An 18,656-nucleotide genomic window follows, 5' to 3' on the forward strand; every position below is an offset into this window, starting at 1 on the left:
CTCGCCCGTTCAACGGTTCGGATGCTACTTCACGACGTTGAATGCATTGATGTTGCCGGCTCCGTAGAAGCCGTTGCGCTCACCACCGGTGCAGGTTGCCGGGTAGCCCGGGCGCGGCTCGTACACGCCCTCGGGGCACTCGAGCGGCGTCGCCGCGCGCTCGAGCAGCGAGGCGAGTGCGCCCGGCTTGAGGCCGGGGTGCGCTGAGACGGCGAGCGCCGCGACACCGGCCGCGTGGGGGCCGGCCATCGAGGTGCCCTGCTTGTAGCGCCAGCCGTGACCGGGATACGTGGTCGAGAGCACGGCGTCGGTCAGCGTGGACGAGGCCCCGCCGGTGCGGAAGCGGGTGTCGCCGCCGGGTGCCGTCACGTCGACGACGCCCAGTCCGTAGGACGAGTAGTAGCTCTTCTGCTCGGTCGGGCCGACCGCCGAGACCGTCACGACGCCCGGCGCTTCGGCCGGAATGTCGCGGCAGGCGCCGGTGATCGTGCGGTCTTCGACGGGGGAGCTCCCGTCGTTCGGGCTGCCCGAGTCGACGAACTTGTGCTGCAGGTCGACGTTGCTGTTGCCCGCCGAGGCGACCGTCAGCGTGCCCTGGGCGTTCGAGTACCGCAGCGCGCGCTGCACGGCCTGCCAGACCGGCCGCTGACGCGGGTCGTTCACGCAGTTGAACTCCCACGGGTCGATGAAGTAGCTGTTGTTCGTGACCGGCATGCCGTGGTCGGCCGCCCACAGGTAGCCGCAGATCGCCGCCTCGGGGTAGATGAACCCGTCGTCGTTGACGACCTTCACCGAGGCCACCTTCACGCCCGGCGCGACCCCCGCGATGCCGACGCCGTTGATCGCCGCGGCGATCGTGCCCGCGACATGCGTGCCATGGTCGGAGGTCGTCGGGTTCCACGCGGCCTCATCGGTGTCGACGACACCGCCGATGCACGAGGCGCTCTGGTCCTCGGCGACCTGGGTCGCAAGGTCGGGGTGCGAGCTGTCGATACCCGAGTCGAGCACTCCCACGACGACCGACGGGTCGCCGGTCGTCACGGCGTGCGCCGCCGGCACGTCGATCTGCTCCATGTCCCACTGCTGGCCCCACAGGGGCTCGAGCGTCGGGTCGCCGGTGGCCTCGACTGCGGTCGCGTCAACCGTCTCGCTGATGTCGTCATCAATGAGCGTGGTGCCGAGACCGTCGGTCGAGGCGACCGACTCGACGCCCGCACCGGCGACCGCGCCGGCGAATGCGGTGTTCGTCGACTTCGCGACGAGAACGCCGATCTGGTCGTAGGCGGCCACGACCGTGCCGCCGGCGGCGGCCACGCGTGCTTCTGCGGCCTTGGTGCTCTTGCCCTGCGGCGCGAGCACGAGGTAGGTGGATTCGGGTCCGGAGGCTGCTGCCGGTGCGACAGCCGCCCCCATGAGGCCGACGGCGAGGGCAGCGGCTGACACCGCGCCGATCACCTTGTGGTTCTTCATTCAGTCTCCTTCGACGTGAGTGGAGCACCGCCGACCGGGTCAGTCGGCGGCCCGGCCTGTCCGGTGGAGGCGACGAGCGGCGGCGACGATGGTGCCGCACGGCCGGTGGCGCGAGTCTAATGCCCCCGTACTGGGGGTGCACATGCTGGACATGTGCGGCGTCGTCGTGCAAGATGCCGCGCAAGTAGGCTGGAGGGCATGTCGAAAGTCCTCTCCTCCCTTCCCGTCGGCGAACGTGTCGGCATCGCCTTCTCGGGCGGCCTCGACACCTCGGTCGCGGTCGCGTGGATGCGCGAGAAGGGCGCCGTGCCCTGCACGTACACCGCCGACATCGGGCAGTACGACGAGCCCGACATCGCGGCGGTGCCCGACCGCGCCAAGGAGTACGGCGCCGAGATCGCGCGCGCAGTCGATGCGAAGGCGCCCCTCGTCGAAGAGGGGCTCGTGGCCCTGCAGTGCGGTGCGTTCCACATCCGCTCGGGCGGCAAGACGTACTTCAACACCACGCCGCTCGGCCGCGCCGTCACGGGCACCCTGCTCGTGCGTGCGATGAAAGAAGACGGCGTCGACATCTGGGGCGACGGCTCGACCTACAAGGGCAACGACATCGAGCGGTTCTACCGCTACGGCCTCATGGCCAACCCGCGGCTGCGCATCTACAAACCGTGGCTCGACGCCGCGTTCGTCACCGAGCTCGGCGGCCGCAAAGAGATGAGCGAGTGGCTCGTCGCGCGCGGGTTCCCCTACCGCGACTCCACCGAGAAGGCCTACTCGACCGACGCGAACATCTGGGGCGCGACGCACGAGGCCAAGAAGCTCGAGCACCTCGACACCGGGCTCGACATCGTCGAGCCCATCATGGGCGTCGCCGCCTGGCGCGACGACGTCGAGACCGCCACCGAAGAGGTCTCGGTGCGCTTCGAGGCCGGGCGTCCCGTCGCGATCAACGGCGTCGAGTTCCCCGACGCCGTCGCCCTCGTCTACGAGGCGAACGCCATCGGCGGGCGGCACGGGCTCGGGGCATCCGACCAGATCGAGAACCGCATCATCGAGGCGAAGAGCCGCGGCATCTACGAGGCTCCGGGCATGGCGCTGCTGCACATCGCCTACGAGCGCCTGCTCAACGCCATTCACAACGAAGACACGATCGCCAACTACCACGCCGAGGGCCGCCGCCTCGGCCGCCTCATGTACGAGGGCCGCTGGCTCGACCCGCAGTCGCTCATGCTGCGCGAGTCGATCCAGCGCTGGGTCGGTTCGGCCGTCACCGGCGAGGTCACGCTTCGCCTGCGCCGCGGCGACGACTACACGATCCTGAACACCGAGGGTCCGGCGCTCAGCTACCACCCTGACAAGCTCTCGATGGAGCGCGTCGGCGACGCCGCATTCGGACCCGAAGACCGCATCGGCCAGCTCACGATGCGCAACCTCGACATCGCCGACTCGCGCGCGCGCCTCGAGCAGTACGCGATGCAGGGCATCGTGGGCGGCGCGACCGCCGAGCTCGTGGGCGACCTCAAGTCGGGCGAGGGCGTCGAGATCTCGGCCGGCGAGCCCGAGACCGCACTCGAGCACGCCACCGAGGCGGCACTCGAGGCCGCGGCGTTCGACCTCGGCACCGACTGACGCCACCCCGCGGCACGACCGACGCACCCGCCGCCGCCTCCTTCTGTGCAGCCGGGGGCGGTGCCATACTCAGACGACTGGCCGGTCGACGATCAGCGACGACGGGCAGGTTTCCTCGGGAGGTCACATGGCCGGCGTCACGTTCACGCGAACGGATGACCTGTCGTGAGCACTGAGACCGCGGCGATCCTCGGCCTCGTGCTCGTACTCTTCGACTGGGTCATCCGCATCATCGCGCTGGTCGTCATCCCGCGCGACCGCAAGCCGACGGCCTCGATGGCGTGGCTGCTCGCGATCTTCCTGATCCCGTTCATCGGCATCGTGCTGTTCCTGGTCATCGGCAACATCAAGCTGCCGAAGAAGTGGCGCGTGCGCCAGGCCGAGGTCAACCGCATGATCACCGAACGCAGCGACGGCGTCGACCTCGCCCCCGACCGGTCGACGTGGCCGGCCTGGTTCGCCACGATCGCCGAGCAGAACCGGCGCCTCGGCGCGCTGCCCGTCGTCGGGGGCAACACGGCCACGCTCATCGGCGACTACCAGGCGTCGATCGACGCGATGACCGCCGAGGTCGACACCGCCGAACGGTTCGTGCACGTCGAGTTCTTCATCGTCTCGCTCGACGACACGACGCGCGGCTTCTTCGCGGCGATGGAACGGGCTGTGCAACGTGGCGTCGTGGTGCGGGTGCTGCTCGACCACATCTCCACGGGCCGCTCGGCGACCCACAAGGCGACCTACGCCGAGCTCGACCGCATCGGCGCGAAGTGGAGCTTCATGCTTCCGGTGCAGCCGTTCAAGGGCAAGTACCAGCGACCCGACCTGCGCAACCACCGCAAGATCGTGGTCGTCGACGGGCGCGTCGGCTTCACCGGCTCGCAGAACCTCATCGATCGCAGCTACAACTCGAAGAGCAACATCAAGCGCGGGCTGGCGTGGCAGGAGCTCGTGGCCCGCGTCACCGGTCCGACCGTGACCGCCCTGAACGCCGTGTTCCTCTCGGACTGGTACGCCGAAACCGACGAACTCCTCGACAACGACGAGAACGTGCGCGCGACAGCGGCCCACTTCGACACCTCGCCCGATGCGCTCGACTGCCAGATCGTGCCGAGCGGGCCGGCATTCGACGGCGAGAACAACCTGCGCCTGTTCCTCTCGCTCGTGAACTCCGCGCAGCAGCGGGTGATCATCACGAGCCCCTACTTCGTACCCGACGAGGCGATGATGTACGCGATCACGTCGGCGCGGCTGCGCGGACTCGACGTGCAGCTGTTCGTCTCGGAGATCGGCGACCAGGGCTCGGTGTGGCATGCGCAGCGCTCGTACTATGGCGCCCTCCTACGCGCGGGCGTGCAGATCTGGCTCTACCCGGGCCCGTACATCCTGCACGCGAAGCACCTCTCGATCGACGACGACGTGGCGGTGATCGGGTCGAGCAACATGGACATCCGCTCGTTCAACCTCAACTTCGAGGTCTGCATGCTCGTGCGCGGCCCGTCGTTCGTCGCCGACATGCGCAAGGTCGAGGAGGGCTATCGTGCCATCGGCCGACAGCTCACGCTCGAGGAGTGGGAGCAGGAGCCGGCGACGGCGACCTTCCTCGACGGCATCGCCCGACTCACCTCGGCGCTGCAGTAGCGCGAGCGGGCGGAGGCGAGCATGCTGCAGGCGATCGGCCACATCCTCCCGATAGCGCTCGCCGTGGCGATCAGCTCGGTGCCCATCATGGCGACCGTCGTCATCCTGCTCTCGCCGAAGGGCAAGCGCACGGCGTTGCCGTTCCTGATCGGCTGGGTGCTCGGCATGGCCGTCGTCGTCACCGCCTTCACCCTCGGCGCGCAGGCGATTCCGTCGCCCCGCTCCAACCGACGCCCCGACACGGTGATCGCGGCCATCGAGATCCTCGTGGGCGTCGCACTGGTCGTGCTCGCGGTCGTCGAATGGCGCCGTGCTCGGCGACATCCGTCGGACGCGATGCCGAAATGGCTCGAATCGGTCGACAAACTGGGCCCGTGGAGCGCCTTCGGCATCGCCGTCGCGCTGAACATTCGCCCGAAGGGGCTGCTGCTCGCGATCGCGGCCGGACTGGCGATCCGCGCGCCCGAGCTGTCGGTCGGCGAATCGGCGATCGTCATCGTGATCTACACGATCATCGGAGCGTCGACCGTGGCCGTGCCGGTCATCCTCGCGCTGGCCGATCCCAAGGGCATGCAGCCGAGGCTGCTCGAGATGAAGGACTGGATCACCGCCAACCAGGGCACGGTGACTGCCCTCATCGTCTTCCTCATCGGCGTGTTCATCATCGGCACGGGTCTGGCAGGTCTCTGAGGCCGATGCCCGGCTGCGCTCGCGCCTCAGGCGGGAGTCTGCTGATGCGCGGCCACGTGCCACGCGCCGTCGTCGTAGAGGTATGTCGTCGACATGCGCAGGTTCACGGAGTCGTCGCCACGCCGGGCGACGGCGCGGTAGACGACGATGCCGGCACGGTCTCCGAGTCGGATGACCGCGGGCTCGTGCAGTTCGTACGACTCCCATGGCGGGGTCGCTCGGAACCGCGCGAGGATCTCGTTGCGCCCGAGCATCGCCCCCTCGACGACCATGAGCGCGTCGCGGGTCATCGCCCGCTGGTAGTGCTCACCGCCCCGCCCTTCGACGATCGCCCGCCATCCGGCGTGCTCCTCGTGCAGCAGACGGGCGGGCAGATCGTCGGTGATCTCGGTCATGTGCCAACGCTAACCGCGATCGGATGCCGCGGGAAGGGCACACGACGAATCGCCGTCGTGTCGCGACATCCGCTCGCTCACAACCAGTTGCGCCGCTTGAAGATCAGGTACAGCGTGAGCGCGAAGGCGCCCATGAGCGCCAGGGCGCCCGGGTAGCCGATGCCCCAGTCGAGTTCGGGCATGTGCGTGAAGTTCATGCCGTAGACCGAGGCCACGAGCGTCGGGGCGAAGATGATCGCCGCCCAGCTCGAGATCTTCTTCGTCTGCTCGCTCTGTGCGAGGCTCGTCTCGGTGAGGCGCTTCATCTCCTCGTTCTGGCGCTGGCCGACGAGCGTCGCGTGCACCTGCAGCGCGTTCTGCAGCAGCTGGCGGAACGACTCCCCCCGTTCGACGATGCGGATGACGTGGTCTTTCACGTCGCGCAGGTAGCGCTGCAGCTCGAGGTCGACGTCGTACTTCTCGAAGCCGCGCTCGAGTGCGATGAACATGTCGACGAGCGGCCGGGTGGCCCGCTGGAACTCCATGACCTCGCTCGCGAGGTCGTAGATGCGCTTGGTGACCTCGGGGTCGCCCGAGAAGAGCTGCTCCTCGATCTCGTCGATGTCGTTCTCGAGCCCGGCATCGACCGGCGAGTACTCGTCGACGACCTCGTCGAGCACCGCGTAGAGCACGGCCTCTGGGCCTTTCGCGAGCAACTCTGGCGTGGCCTCGAGGCGATGACGCACCTTTGCGAGGTTCGGGGACTCGGCGTGCCGGATCGTGATGGCGAAGCCGGGACCGACGAACACATGCAGTTCGCCGAATTCGACCTGCTCGACGTCGTCGAGGTACCGTGCCGGCCGCAGCACGACGAAGAGCGTCTCACCGTAGCGTTCGAGCTTCGCTCGCTGGTGGCCCTTGCCCGCGTCTTCGACGGCGAGCGGGTGCAGGCCGAACTCGGCGGCCACCGCTGCGAGCTCCCCTTCGGTGGGTCGGTAGAGCCCGATCCATGCGAATCCGCCGTGCGCCTCACGCGTCTCGAAGGTCTCCTCGAGGGTCGACGGCGTCGCGACGCGTGCGCCGCCACGGTAGATCGCATTGTCGATGACCGGCATCGGCCCAAGTCTCGCGCGCCCGTCGGCTCAAGGGCGGCTGACACGCGGCACCCGGGGGCGCAAAGCGTCAGTCGGCGGTGCCGCCGGCGGCCGCGGCCACCCACTGCCCGCGGGCCGCTGTGGGGCGAGAACGGGTGAGCGTGCCGGGCCGGATGCCGAGCCGGTCTTCGGCCGCGTGGTACACGACCCGATCGGCCTGTGCCCGGTCGATGAGGCCGATGGCGTGGTGCTGCACGGCGATGCCGTCGACGAGTGCGGTGAGCATCTTGGCGTCGGCCGCGGGGTCGTCGCTCGCGCCCAGGCCCGACTCGGTGAGGCGCTCGATGATGCGCGCGAGGCGGTGCTCACAGTCGCGGTGGTGATGGGTGAGGGATGCGAGGAGCTCGGGGTTGCGCTGCGCCTCGCTCCAGGCGTCCATCCACACGAAGTAGTGGTCGCTCGGTGTCGTGGTGAGCCAGTCGGCGAGCGCCTCGAAGGGTTCTACCCGCTCGGCGACCTCCTCGTCGCCCGCGAGTTCGGTGCGCACCGCGGCGTCGAACGCCTCGGCGACGAGTTGCTCGCGAGTGGGGAAATAGTGCCGGATGAGTCCGTGCACCACGCCGACCTCTGCGGCGACGTCGCGCAGGGTCACCCGCGCGAAGCCATCGCGGGCAACGAGGCGCATCGTCGCGTCGAGGATCTGCTCGCGCCGCTCCGCCGGGTGCAACCTGGTCGCCATGCCTCCATCGTACCGCTCTTGTCCGGATGGACAATTGGCCTGAATCTCTTGTCCACGTGGACAAGAGGAGTATCTTACTGTCCATGCGGACAACAGTGATGGCGAGCATCGACGTCGCAGACATCGAGCGTCGCCGGCTGACCGTCGGGGTCGTGACCGCGACCGTGCTCATGTCGTCGGGTTCCCTGGTCATCTTCCCCCTGTTGCCGACCCTGCAGGCCGAGCTCGGCATCTCGACCACCGACATCGGATTCGTCGCGGCAGCAGGCTTCGCCGCGGCCCTCGTGGCTGAGATCGTCGTCGCCCCGTACGCCGATCGCGGCCGCGCGCGCACGATGGGCGTTGCCGGCGTGCTGTTCATGGCCGTCGCCCTCATCGGCTCCGCGCTCGCCACCGAGACCTGGCACCTCATCGCCGGCCGCGCGGTCGGTGGATTCGGCTTCGGCATGTTCATGGCCGCCGCGAGCGCCCTCCTCGTTCGCGTCGATCCCGCGCGCGCCGGCGAGTCGCTCGGCCGCCTCGGCGCCGCCGAACTCGCAGGCATCGCGCTGGGCCCGCTCGCCTCGGGACTCACGATCGCGTTCGCCTCCCCGGGCGCGATCCTCGCCTGGTCTGGGCTGGCCGTCGTGCTCGGTGTGGTGCCGGTCATGCTGACGTTCCGGGAGCGCGGGGCGCCGGAGCCGACTGGGTCGGGGGCTGCGGCATCCGTCGGCACTGCGCCCCGGCCGCCGCGCATGAGCCTCGACCTGCTGCGTTCACCGACGGTGGTCGGCGTGCTGCTGCTGCACGGGGCCATCATGGTGCCGACCGGTGCGTACGACGGCATCTGGCCGCGATTCATGACCGACATCGGCGCGAGCGAATGGCTCACCGCCCTCAGCTACGCCCTCTTCGCCGTGCCGTTCGCGCTCGTCGCCGGGTGGGCGGGGCGGCTCGCCGACCGGCGCGGCGGAGTCTCGGCGTTCATGCGCGGTGCGATCGTGCTCGTGCCGATCGTGGCGCTCTACGGCGTGATCGGCAATCCGTGGGTGGCCACCGGGGTCGGGCTCGTCGAGTCGAGCGGCCAGGCGCTCGCGTTCATCGGCGCGGCCGCCGCGATGGCACAGGCGGTGCCCCCGGTGCGGGCCGGCGCGTCGCAGGGCCTCATGCGGGCGTTCGGGTTGCTCACCGCGACGATCGCCGCCGCGCTCTCTGGCATCGCGTATGACGCGGGCGGGCCGCTCGCGCTCTTCGGCGGCACCGCGATCGTCGTCGTGCTCGTCGCGGCCGGCGGACTGCTCGTGGTGCACGCAGCGAAGGCTCGCCGCCCAGTCGACGGGCTCGAGCGCACGCGATCGACCGAGGAGGCTGCGGCGTTGGAGGCTATCGGGGCTCGACCGGCCCGGGACGGGCGTGAGTGAGCACCCATGAGTGCATCGCGATCGCCGCGGCCGCGCTTGCGTTGAGCGAGCGGGTCGAGCCGAACTGCGTGATCTCGACGATCGCGTCGGCGGCCTCGGTCGCCTCGGCCGACAGCCCGGGCCCCTCCTGGCCGAAGAGCAGCACACAGTGCTCGGGCCACTCGAACGCCTCGATCGGCACGGCACCGGCCACGTTGTCGACCGCGATGATCGGCAGCCCGGCTTCGCGCGCCCAGACCGCGAACCCCGCGACATCCGCGTGGTGATCGACGTGCTGGTAGCGGTCGGTGACCATCGCGCCGCGCTTGTTCCAGCGGCGGCGGCCGATGATGTGCACCGTGTCGGCGGCGAAGGCGTTGGCGCTGCGCACGATCGAGCCGATGTTCATGTCGTGCTGCCAGTTCTCGATCGCGACGTGGAAGCCGTGTCGGCGCTCGTCGAGGTCGGCGACGATCGCCTCCATGCGCCAGTAGCGGTAGCGGTCGATGACATTGCGGGTGTCGCCGTGTGCGAGCAGCTCGGGATCGTAGTGCGGATCGTCGGGCCAATCTTCGCTGCCGCCGGGCCACGGGCCGACGCCATGCGCCATGGGCGGCTCGGGGGTCGGTTCGGGTTCCACCCTGCAAGCGTACGGGGCTGCGCGCCGTGACCGGATCGCGCGCAGACGCGGCCGGTCCCCGCGCGGCGATCGCTTCGACCTCAGCGCCGGCCGAACAGCCGGAACCGGCGTTGGAATGACGAGGTAGCGCCCGTCGAGGCGTCGACGGCGTTGACATGGCGGGCGCTCGGCGTCGCGGCCGCCCTGGCGCCCGCCGAAGGGGCGTCGGCGAGTTCGTCGACCGTCTCGTCGTCGGTCGCGAAGTCATCGGGGTCACCGGCCCGCGGGGTCTCTGCCCCCGCTCCGGCTCCCGGCTCGGAGTCATCGAGCGCCGGGCGCCCCGCCTCGACCCAGCGCAGGTACAGCGCATACGGATCGTCGTCCGCGAGCGGCGGTTCGGCCGCCTCCAGTCGCGAACGGGATCGCCAGACCCGTAGACGCAGCGCCATATGTTCCCCTCTTCCAACGATACGGGCATCCGTGCCTTTCGGCGTACCGAAATATTGCTACGATTTCGGCATGCCGAAAACTCTCGATGGTGAGATCGCACCCGACCGAGCCGCACAACCGACGCCACCCGAAGACGTCGCGGGCGCGACATCCGTTCGCCACGACCGGCGCACCAGCGTGCCGCGCGCCGCCTGGCTGATCGGGCCCGCGCTCGTCGCGGGCGTCGCCTACCTCGACCCCGGCAACGTCGCGAGCAACATGACCGCGGGCGCGCAGTACGGCTACCTGCTCGTGTGGGTGGTCGTGCTCGGCAACGTCATGGCGTGGCTCATCCAGTACCTCTCGGCGAAGCTCGGCATCGTCACCGGGCGCAGCCTGCCCGAGGTGCTCGGCGGGCGCATCCACAATCGCTGGGGGCGGCGCGCCTACTGGCTGCAGGCCGAGCTCGTGGCCATGGCCACCGACCTCGCCGAGGTCATCGGCGGCGCGGTCGCGCTCAACCTGCTCTTCGGCGTGCCGCTCATCTGGGGCGGCCTCATCACCGGAACCGTCTCGCTCGTGCTGCTCGTGCTGCAGTCGCGGCGCGGACCGCGCACATTCGAGTTCGTCATCATGGGCCTGCTCGCGATCATCGCGATCGGCTTCACCGTGGGCGTCTTCGTCGCCCCGCCCAGTCCCGAGGGTGTGCTCGGCGGGCTCGTGCCTCGCTTCGCCGACGCGAACTCGGTGCTGCTCGCGGCGTCGATCCTCGGCGCCACGATCATGCCGCACGCCATCTACGCGCACTCGGCGCTCAGTCGCGACCGATTCGCGACGCGCCGCGGTGAGCAGGCAGGCAGGGCGGGTGGCGCGGCTGGCGCGGGTGGCGCGGCTCGCGTAGGCCGCGTGGGTACGGGTGGTGCGGCATCGAGTGGGCAGAGATCGTCCTTCGCGAAGGCAGGAAGACTGATCTCTGCCCACTCGATGGGGTTCGGCATCAGGCGCGGCACGGATGTCGCACCCGAACTTCTTCCCGGAACGGCGACCGCGCTGCCGACCGACACGCTCGTGCGCGCCACCCGGTGGGACGTGTCGATCGCCATGGCGATCGCGGGCACCGTGAACCTCTGCATCCTGTTGCTCGCGGCGGTCAACCTCGCCGGCGTCGAGGGAACCGACAGCCTCGAGGGCGCCTATGCGGCGCTCGGCGTCGCGCTCGGTCCGGCCATCGCGACGATGTTCGCCGTGGGGCTGCTGGCCTCGGGGCTCGCGTCGACGTCGGTCGGCGCCTATGCGGGCGCCGAGATCATGTACGGGCTGCTGCACGTGCGGGTGCCACTGATCCTCCGCCGCCTCGTCACGCTCATCCCGGCACTCGCGATCCTCGCGCTCGGGTTCGACCCGACCACCTCGCTCGTGCTCAGCCAGGTGGTGCTGTCGTTCGGCATCCCGTTCGCGCTGATCCCCCTGGTCTCGCTCACGGCCAAGGCCGGAGTGCTCGGCCGCTGGAAGAACCACTGGGCGACGACCGCGGCCGGAGTCGCGGCATCCGTGTTCCTCATCACGCTCAACGGGGTGCTGCTCTGGCTGGTGTTCACGGGGGCCTGATCTCCTGCTGCGCGGGCGACCGGTATCCTGAGGCCGATGCCCCCCACGAGCCCCGCCATCGAGGACTACCTGAAGACGGTGTACGCGCACACCGAGTGGCAGCCCGACCCCATAACCCCCAAGGTGCTCGCCGACGCGCTGGGCATCGCCCCGTCGTCGGTCACCGAGATGGTCAAGAAGATGGCCGCCGCGGGCCTGGTGTCGCACGTGCCCTACGGTGCGGTGCGCCTCACTGAAGCGGGGCTCGCACGGGCGCTCGCGGTCGTGCGTCGGCATCGCCTCATCGAGACCTGGCTCGTGCGCGAGATGGGTTACGCGTGGCACGAGGTGCACGACGAGGCCGAGGTGCTCGAACACGCGATCAGCGACCGTCTGCTCGAGGCCATCGACGCGCGGCTGGGTCGCCCGGCGCGCGACCCGCACGGCGACGCCATCCCCGCCGCAGACGGCACACTCGCGAGCGAGCCGTGGGTGCTGCTCGGCGACGCGCCGCAGGGCCACTCGGGGGCCGTCATCCGCATCAGCGACCGTGACCCCGCCGTGCTCCGCCTGCTGCACGACCTCGGCATCGGCCCCGGCACGGTGCTCACGGTGACGGATGTCTCGACCGAGACCATCACCGTCCAGGCGCAGGGCGCAGCCCGTCGGCTGCCCGCAGAGGCCGCGCTCGCCATCTGGGTGGCGGCGTAGCCGGAGGCATCCGCTCTCACACGGCCGCAATCGTCGCGTAACGTGCGCAGCCTAGGCTTGACGCATGGGACGACGTGAAGAGGTCGAGTGCTGGCTCACCGACATGGACGGCGTGCTCGTGCACGAGAACCACGCGCTGCCCGGCGCCGCCGAGCTGCTCGCGCAGTGGGAGGATGCGGGAACGCCCTACCTCGTGCTCACCAACAACTCGATCTTCACGGCGCGCGACCTGTCGGCGCGGCTGCGCGCCTCGGGCCTCAACGTGCCCGAAGACCGCATCTGGACGTCGGCACTCGCGACTGCCGACTTTCTCAAGCAGCAGCTGCCCGGAGGGTCGGCGTTCGTCATCGGTGAGGCCGGCATCCTCACAGCCCTGCACGAGGCGGGGTTCGTGATGACCGAGACCGACCCCGACTTCGTCGTCGTCGGCGAGACCCGCAACTACTCGTTCGAGGCGATCACCAAGGCGATCCGCCTGATCGGCGCCGGCGCGCGCTTCATCGTGACGAACCCCGACGCGACCGGGCCGTCGGCCGATGGACCCCTCCCTGCGACCGGCGCGATCGCCGCCCTCATCACGAAGGCCACGGGCAAAGAGCCCTACGTCGTCGGCAAGCCGAACCCGATGATGTTCCGGTCGGCACTGAACAAGATCGGCGCGCACTCCGAGAACACGGCGATGATCGGCGACCGCATGGACACCGACATCGTCGCCGGCATCGAGGCCGGCCTGCACACCGTGCTCGTGCTCACCGGCATCAGCGATCAGGCCGAGATCGAGAAGTATCCGTTCCGGCCCGAAGAGATCCTCACGGGCGTGCACGAACTCGTCGCGGCGACGCCGGTCGAGACCGAGCTGTAGCGAGTCTGGGTCCCGCACTCACGTCCCGTCCCTCACGGTCCCGAATGCGGTGATGTCGCGCGAATCGTCGCTTCACCCGCGAGAGGCGACCGTTCGCGCGACATCACGGTGACGGTCTTCTCGGGCGTGGTCTACTCGCTGATCGTCGGGACGTTCACCGACTTCTACTCGTACTGGTTCATCAACCCCCATGAAGCGCCAGGCGCGTGGATCGGCGTCGCCAGCTACGCGCTCGTGATCCTGCGGCGCCCGCTCGGCCAGAGCGATTTCAGGCGAGACGGGCGACGGATGACTCGACCGCGGCCCAGAACCGGTCGACGTCGATGCCCGTCGCGATCCAGGCGTTCGGCTCGCGGCCGAGCATGCCGTCGAAGTCGACGCTCGTGGCCCCGAGCGTGAGGGTGCCGGTGAGCTCGACGTCGAGCCGCGTGTGCACGACGTCGACGCAGCCGGGGTCGGCGAGCACCGCCACCGCAACAGGGTCGTGCAGGGGGCCGTCGGGCATGCCGAACACCTCGGCGTTGGTGCGGCAGAAGAACTCGAGCAGCTCGTCGCCGAACGCCGTGGTGCGGTTGCCGACTGCGGCCAGCCGCGCCCGCACCGCCGGGGTCACGAGCGCGCGGTGCGTGACGTTGAGGCCGACCATCGTGAACTTCACGCCGCTGCGCACCACGAGATCGAGCGCCTCGGGATCGACCATCGCGTTGAACTCGGCGTAGGGCGTCGCGTTGCCGCGCTCGGTGGAGCCGCCCATCCAGACGATCTCGCGGATGCGGTCGGTGAGCTCGGGCCGGTCCCGCAGCAGCACGGCGACGTTCGTGATCGGCCCCGTGGCGATGATCGCGACGGGCTCGCCGGCCGCGAGCAGCACGTCGGCCATCAGTTCGGTCGCCGTGCGCGGGTCGAGCGGAACCGTCGGCTCGGGCAGCACCGGCCCGCCGAGGCCGTTGGCTCCGTGGATCCACTCCGCCGTCTCGAGCACGCGGGCGAGCGGGCCCTCGGCCCCGGCGGCGACCGGCACGTCGGTCACGCCGGCGACCGACAGCACGACGCGCGCGTTGCGGCTCGTGTGCTCGAGCGGCACGTTGCCGCCGACGGTCGTCACGGCGAGCAGATCGAGCGACGGATGTCCCGCCGCGAACCACAGCGCGAGGGCGTCGTCGTGCCCGGGGTCGCAGTCGACGATGACGGGGATGCTCATGCGGCTCGATTCACTCGGTGAGGCCGGCGGCGGCGAGCACGGCGGCGCGGGGGGCGTACGAGTCGACGGTGCCGCGGGCCTGCACGGCGAGCGAGCCGGCGGCGACCGCGATGCGCACGGCCTCGTCGAGCGTGCGGCCCTCGGCGAGGTAGGCGGCGAGGGTTCCGGTGAAGCCGTCGCCCGCGCCGGTCGAGTCGACCGCGTCGACGCGTGGCGCGGGCACCGCGTACGTGCCGTCGGCCGAGGCCGCCACCGCGCCGGCGGCGCCCAGCGTGATCACGATCGATCGGGCGAGGCGGCCCGCCGCGTCGGCGGCGAGCGGAGACCAGGTCTCGAGGGATGCCCCGGCAGGGACATCCGCGCCGATGCCGACCGCGCGCGCCTCGTGCTCGTTGACCACGAGCGGATCGCAGACCGCGAGCGTCGCCGGCGACAGAGCCACCGGCGGCGCGAGGTTCAGCACGAACCGTGCACCCTCGCCCGATGCGACTTCGGCGAGCCGTTCGATGGTGGCGACGGGCAACTCACCCTGCGTGAGCACCAGGCGCGCGCTCGCGAGGCGGTCGCGCTCGGCGTCGACGACGGCCGGCGTGAGCTCGGCGTTCGCGCCCGGTGTCACGATCACGGTGTTCTCGCCCGTGTCGGCGACGGTGATCTGTGCGACGCCGGTGGGCGCATCGGTGACGCGTTCGATCGCGTCGACCGGCAGTCCGAATCGACCGAGTGCGGCGAGCGCGAAGTCGCCGCTCGCGTCGTCGCCGACTCGGGCGACCAGTTCGACGTCGGCGCCCGCGACGTGCGCGGCGACCGCCTGGTTCGAGCCCTTGCCGCCGAGGGCCACGACGAAGCCGTGCGCCGTGACGGTCTCGCCGGGCTCGGGGAACGCGGCGACGTAGCTCGTGGAGTCGACGTTCAGCGACCCCACGACGACGAGCGCGCCCGGCCCGGCCGCCATGTCAGGCGGCGGGCCCGGGCCCGGCGATGCTGGCCGTGAGCGGCTCGCCACCGGCACGGTTCGCGAAGCAGTAGTAGTTGCGCTCGCCCTCGGCCCACTGGGCCTCGGTCACGGGGTACGAGGCCTGCACCTGCAGGTCTTCCATGCCGGCGACGACGGCGAGGTCGACCACGCCCGTCGCGGTGCACAGCAGGTTCATCTGCGAGGCGAGCTCGGCCTCGCCGGGGAACGGCGCGGCCGCGTCACCGGGAAGCACCCCTCGGTACACGAGCTGTGCGGCGTGCGGTGCGGCGCAGTCGACGACGGTGAACTCCTCTTGCCACGGGCCCTCGAACGGTTCGAGGCACTCGCCGCCGAAGAGCGTGTCCCACGCGTGCACGCCGACCGGCTGTGCGGCCGTGGGCTCGGGGGTCGGGGTCGGCGTGGCGCTCGCGGCGGGCGTCTCGGCCGGTGCGGCCAAGCCCCCGCCGCCGAGCTGGGTGCCGAGCCAGAACAGTCCTGCGAGCACGAGCACCGCGGCGAGGGCGCCGGCGATCCAGGTGAGCACTCGGGCGGGGCTGTTGCGGCGGCCCGGCGTGCCGGAGCCGGTGGTGCCCGAGCCACCGCCGGTGCCACCCGGCGTGCCACCCGAGACGTCGTAGGCGCTGCGTGCAGTGGAAGCGGCAACGATGGGGGCGGCTGCACGGGCGTTCGCCGCCGCGGGCGGCACGGTCGCGAACGGGTTTCCGGCGGTCGCTGCCGCGGCCTTCGCTGCCACCGGAGGTGCCAGGTGGGCGAACGGGTCATTGAGCGGTGCCGCCGGCGGGGTCTGGGGAGGCGTCGTGGCGGCGCCGCTGAAGAGTGCCGCGAGCGGGTCGATGTCGTCGGGCCTGCCGTCGGGTTCGTGGTGACCGGTCGTCGCGGTGTCGGCGGCCGGATCTGGAGCCGGTTCAGGCTGCCCCATCGGGAGGTCGGAGTAGTCGGACTCGGACTCGGACTCGGACTCGGACTCGGACTCGAGGCTGGGCCGCCACTCGAACTCGGGTTCGGGCTCGGGCTGCGGCTCGGCGGTCCATTCGAACTCGGGCCCGGGCTCGGGCTGCGGCTCGGCGGTCCATCCGAACTCGGGCCCGGGCTCGGTTTCGGTCGCGAGTTCACCGTCGGATTCGAATTCGAACTCGGACTCGGGTTCGGGTTCGGACCCGGGCGACGTCGCACGCAGGCGATTGATCGTCGCCGCTGCGCCCGAGACATCGGCCTCGGGGTCGGCGGCCGTCGGGTCGGGGGTGAGGTTCCAGAAGTACCCGGCCTCGGCGACCTGCCGGGCGATCGGCGACTCGGGCTCGCCGGTCTCCTCGACGAACGGCTCGGCTGTCGGCTCGGCGACATCGGCGTCGGCGATCGGCGTGGCATCGGCGTCGGCGATCGGCGTGGCATCGGCTGCCCGTGCGGCGTCGGCTCCGGCTTCACGCGCCGCCCACCGATTGCCGAGCTCGGCGAGCAGGTCGTCGATCTGCTCGCCGCTCTGCGGCTGGGCGGGCTGCTCGCCGGAAGCGAATGCCGGGAACGGGGAAGGCGCTGCCGGCGGTGGTGTCGGCAGCGCCGGCGGTGGAACGATGGGCAGATTCAGGGCGATCCCGGGGTGGGTCGGTGCCGACGGCGTCGACGCAGAATCGTCGGAACGAGGCGTCTCGGACTCGGGCTCGGGCTCGGGCTCGTTGAGCGCCGCCCAGAGCTCGTCGTCGTACGGTGCCGGCTGCGACGGCTCGGTCGCGCGTTCATCCCAACCGCGGGGAGCCGAATCCGGTGCCGTCGGATGCCGCGACACGGCATTCTCGGCAGGGAATGAGCCGCGCCCGACGGGCGGAGGGGTGAAGCCCTCGAACGCGTCGGCGGCGGGCCGAGCTGGCTCACCTTCGGGGGCGGAGTCGGCGGCTTCGGGCTCGTTCGAGCCCCACCTCAGTGCGAACGGCCCGGTCGGCGTCACCGGGCCGGGAGCGGGCTCGGCCCCACCAACGGGCTCACCGGCAGGCGGTTCGACACGGCCGACGCGCTCGGTGCCGGGTGGCGGCGGGGCCGCGACGAACGGCGGCGACCAGGCGGGCAGCCCAGGCGGGGGCGTCGGCTCGGGCGGGCCACCCACCGAGGGTGCCGCAGGCTCGGGGGCGGCGGCGGGCGGCGGCGGCACCGCGCTGGGCTCGCCGACCACCGGCAGGGCGCCGGGCTCACCGACCACCGGCAGCGCTCGCGTGGCTGCATCGGCCTTCGGTGCCGGCGGTTCGGCGAGCGAGAACCAGTCGAGCTCCTCGTCTCGCCGGGGTGCCGGCGGGCGCAGGGGCAGGTCGGGCTCTGCAGCTGCCGGCGCCGGAACCACAGCCTCGGGCTCGGGCTGGGGCTCGGGCTCGGGCTGACTCGGCGCGGCGGGCGGCGGCTGTTGTTGCTGCTGCTGCTCGGGGATGCGCCCGGTCACGAGCTGGGCGAGCAGCCAGTCGGTGCCGTCATCGTCGTGGTCGTGGTCGTCGTTCTTCTTGCGAGCCATCAGGTCAATCCCAAGTCGTCGAGACCGATCGCGTACAGGTAGGGCACGCCCGCGGCCTCGATCACTTCGCGCGCGCCCGTGGCGCGGTCGACGACGACGGCGACCGCTGCAACCTCTGCACCGACCTTGCGCAACGCCTCGATGGCCTTGAGCGGCGAACCCCCCGTGGTCGAGGTGTCTTCGAGCACGATCACTCGTTTGCCTGCGAGGTCGGGCCCCTCGACCTGCTTGCCGCGACCATGATCTTTCGGCTCCTTGCGCACGACGAACGCGTCGTAGGCCAGTCCGCGCGCCGCGCCCTGGTGCAGGATGGCGGCGGCGATCGGGTCGGCGCCCATCGTCATGCCGCCGACCGCTGCGACGTCGGGCACTTGGGCGATGAGGTCGATCATGACCTGCCCGATGAGCGGTGCGACGCGGTGGTCGAGGCTGACCTTGCGCAGGTCGACGTAGTAGCTGGCCTTCTTGCCGCTGGTCAGGGTGAAGTCCCCGTGGAACACGGCGTCGGCCGAGATGAAGTCGATGAGCTGCCGACGTGCGTCGGTTGCGGCGTGCGGTGCGCTTGAGGTCACCCGAATACTCTACGGCGCAGGCGCCTGAGAGGAAGGCGAGGATGTCTCGTCCGATGTTGATTCTCGTCGATCGGGCGCCCGCGACGCCGAGCGCTTCGAGCGCCGTCCGCCCCACAGGGACGGCGAAGGGCCGCACTGCGGGGTGTCCCTCCCCCGCACTGCGGCCCTGCTTCCCGAGGACGAAACCCCGGG

General features: G+C 70.8%; 17 protein-coding genes. 7 read left to right on the forward strand and 10 right to left on the reverse strand.

Features of this window, described 5'->3' with window-relative positions; translation table 11 throughout:
* Positions 1-24: 24 nt before the first annotated feature.
* Complete coding sequence (locus tag ABD164_RS00975; protein ID WP_344292495.1) at positions 25-1,470, reverse strand: S8 family peptidase; 1,446 nt, start codon at positions 1,468-1,470, stop codon at positions 25-27.
* 198 nt (positions 1,471-1,668) lie between these two features.
* On the opposite strand from ABD164_RS00975, the gene argG reads away from it, so the two are divergent.
* From argG to ABD164_RS00990, 3 genes are all read left to right on the forward strand, one after another.
* The gene (gene argG, locus ABD164_RS00980) at positions 1,669-3,096 is read left to right on the forward strand and encodes an argininosuccinate synthase (RefSeq protein WP_344292497.1); all 1,428 of its coding nucleotides are present in this window, start codon (positions 1,669-1,671) and stop codon (positions 3,094-3,096) included.
* Positions 3,097-3,261: 165 nt separating this feature from the next.
* On the forward strand, positions 3,262-4,734 hold the full coding sequence (cls, locus tag ABD164_RS00985) for a cardiolipin synthase (protein WP_344292499.1): 1,473 nt from the start codon (positions 3,262-3,264) through the stop codon (positions 4,732-4,734).
* 21 nt (positions 4,735-4,755) lie between these two features.
* Positions 4,756-5,424: a GAP family protein gene (locus ABD164_RS00990; protein WP_344292501.1), complete on the forward strand. Its 669-nt coding sequence runs from the start codon at positions 4,756-4,758 to the stop codon at positions 5,422-5,424.
* Positions 5,425-5,450: 26 nt separating this feature from the next.
* Here ABD164_RS00990 and ABD164_RS00995 read toward each other — a convergent pair whose 3' ends face one another.
* The 3 genes from ABD164_RS00995 to ABD164_RS01005 form a co-directional block, all read right to left on the reverse strand.
* Positions 5,451-5,819, reverse strand: a complete 369-nt coding sequence (locus tag ABD164_RS00995; protein ID WP_344292503.1) for a nuclear transport factor 2 family protein — start codon at positions 5,817-5,819, stop codon at positions 5,451-5,453.
* A 77-nt stretch (positions 5,820-5,896) separates the two neighbouring features.
* The gene (locus ABD164_RS01000; protein WP_344292505.1) at positions 5,897-6,913 is read right to left on the reverse strand and encodes a magnesium and cobalt transport protein CorA; all 1,017 of its coding nucleotides are present in this window, start codon (positions 6,911-6,913) and stop codon (positions 5,897-5,899) included.
* Positions 6,914-6,980: 67 nt separating this feature from the next.
* On the reverse strand, positions 6,981-7,631 hold the full coding sequence (locus ABD164_RS01005) for a TetR/AcrR family transcriptional regulator (RefSeq protein WP_344292507.1): 651 nt from the start codon (positions 7,629-7,631) through the stop codon (positions 6,981-6,983).
* 83 nt (positions 7,632-7,714) lie between these two features.
* On the opposite strand from ABD164_RS01005, the gene ABD164_RS01010 reads away from it, so the two are divergent.
* The gene (locus ABD164_RS01010; protein WP_344292509.1) at positions 7,715-9,031 is read left to right on the forward strand and encodes an MFS transporter; all 1,317 of its coding nucleotides are present in this window, start codon (positions 7,715-7,717) and stop codon (positions 9,029-9,031) included.
* Here the strand turns inward: ABD164_RS01010 and ABD164_RS01015 are convergent.
* Together ABD164_RS01015 and ABD164_RS01020 are read right to left on the reverse strand one after the other, a co-directional pair.
* Complete coding sequence (locus ABD164_RS01015) at positions 8,994-9,620, reverse strand: TrmH family RNA methyltransferase (RefSeq protein ID WP_344293359.1); 627 nt, start codon at positions 9,618-9,620, stop codon at positions 8,994-8,996. The genes ABD164_RS01010 and ABD164_RS01015 overlap by 38 nt on opposite strands.
* A 110-nt stretch (positions 9,621-9,730) precedes the next feature.
* Positions 9,731-10,078 (reverse strand): hypothetical protein, encoded by a 348-nt coding sequence (locus ABD164_RS01020; RefSeq protein WP_344292511.1) that lies wholly within the window; start codon positions 10,076-10,078, stop codon positions 9,731-9,733.
* Between the two features lie 70 nt (positions 10,079-10,148).
* On the opposite strand from ABD164_RS01020, the gene ABD164_RS01025 reads away from it, so the two are divergent.
* The 3 genes from ABD164_RS01025 (at position 10,149) to ABD164_RS01035 (ending at position 13,218) form a co-directional block, all read left to right on the forward strand.
* On the forward strand, positions 10,149-11,666 hold the full coding sequence (locus tag ABD164_RS01025) for an Nramp family divalent metal transporter (protein WP_344292513.1): 1,518 nt from the start codon (positions 10,149-10,151) through the stop codon (positions 11,664-11,666).
* 36 nt (positions 11,667-11,702) lie between these two features.
* Positions 11,703-12,356 (forward strand): metal-dependent transcriptional regulator, encoded by a 654-nt coding sequence (locus tag ABD164_RS01030; RefSeq protein WP_344292515.1) that lies wholly within the window; start codon positions 11,703-11,705, stop codon positions 12,354-12,356.
* A gap of 64 nt (positions 12,357-12,420) precedes the next feature.
* Entirely contained in the window at positions 12,421-13,218 is a 798-nt protein-coding gene (locus ABD164_RS01035; protein WP_344292517.1) for an HAD-IIA family hydrolase, read from the forward strand.
* A 268-nt stretch (positions 13,219-13,486) separates the two neighbouring features.
* Here ABD164_RS01035 and ABD164_RS01040 read toward each other — a convergent pair whose 3' ends face one another.
* The 4 genes from ABD164_RS01040 to pyrE are packed head-to-tail and all read right to left on the reverse strand — an operon-like array spanning position 13,487 to position 18,464.
* Complete coding sequence (locus ABD164_RS01040; RefSeq protein WP_344292519.1) at positions 13,487-14,419, reverse strand: nucleoside hydrolase; 933 nt, start codon at positions 14,417-14,419, stop codon at positions 13,487-13,489.
* A gap of 10 nt (positions 14,420-14,429) precedes the next feature.
* Positions 14,430-15,374 carry a ribokinase gene (locus tag ABD164_RS01045; RefSeq protein WP_344292521.1) on the reverse strand — a complete coding sequence of 315 codons (945 nt, stop codon included), beginning with the start codon at positions 15,372-15,374 and terminating at the stop codon, positions 14,430-14,432.
* A gap of 1 nt (position 15,375) precedes the next feature.
* Positions 15,376-17,892, reverse strand: coding sequence for a hypothetical protein (locus tag ABD164_RS01050; RefSeq protein WP_344292523.1), 2,517 nt, complete (start codon positions 17,890-17,892; stop codon positions 15,376-15,378).
* Positions 17,892-18,464, reverse strand: a complete 573-nt coding sequence (gene pyrE, locus ABD164_RS01055) for an orotate phosphoribosyltransferase (protein WP_344292526.1) — start codon at positions 18,462-18,464, stop codon at positions 17,892-17,894. Before pyrE ends, ABD164_RS01050 begins: the two co-directional genes overlap by 1 nt.
* Positions 18,465-18,656: the final 192 nt, after the last annotated feature.

Source organism: Agromyces neolithicus (assembly GCF_039529735.1).
In the GTDB taxonomy this organism is placed as follows: Bacteria; Actinomycetota; Actinomycetes; order Actinomycetales; family Microbacteriaceae; genus Agromyces; species Agromyces neolithicus.